Source organism: Roseibium sp. RKSG952, assembly GCF_009711355.1.
This window is the reverse complement of the sequence record NZ_SMMF01000357.1, coordinates 1-700: the sequence shown is the minus strand read 5'-3', so window position 1 is coordinate 700 and position 700 is coordinate 1. Positions and strand designations below refer to the sequence as shown.

General features: G+C 59.9%; 1 protein-coding gene. It reads left to right on the top strand.

From position 1 onward, the window contains the following. Positions 1-700 (top strand): phosphopantetheine-binding protein (locus E1297_RS01030; RefSeq protein WP_155132790.1); only part of this gene is annotated, 700 nt, incomplete at both ends.

The following is a 700-nucleotide window of genomic DNA, read 5'->3' as shown; positions in this document are numbered from 1 at the left end:
GGACATGGATCTGGAAGCCGAACTTGGCATTGACTCGATCAAGCAAGTGGAAATCCTGTCGGCCCTGCGAGAGGAAATACCTGAGATGCCGGAGCTCGATCCGGCGCACTTGAGTGAATTGCGAACGCTCTCCCAAATCGCCGGGGCAATAGGCGCTGACAGTCAAAACCAGACGCATCCAGTCGCTTTCGCAGCCCCGGGCGACCCGGATCCAACGGAAGCGCCTGCGAATGGCGCAAGTCTGCAGCCAGCTGCGGGCGTGTCCCGCGGCAACAGGCAGATGCAGGACATGGTGCTGGCAATCGTGGCCGACAAAACAGGCTATCCGGTCGACATGCTGGACCTGGACATGGAACTGGAGGCGGAGCTTGGCATCGACTCGATCAAGCAGGTCGAGATCCTGTCTGCGTTGCGAGAAGCAATGCCCGACATGCCCGAGATGGATCCGTCCCGCTTAAGCGAATTGCGCACATTGGCGCAGATCACGGATGCGTTGGGGCCAGAACAGTCGGAAGCGGGTGCAGACCGGCATATCGAGTTGGATAGTGTACCGAAAAATCCGGTCGAACAGGTCGAGGCGCACCCTGCCAATGTCGTGAGTATTGCCCGGACGTCCGATCATGACCGGCCGGGCAAGGACGCGCGCAAGGTTCGGGAATGCGTTCTGGGGATTGTTGCCGAGAAAACCGGCTATCCGGCT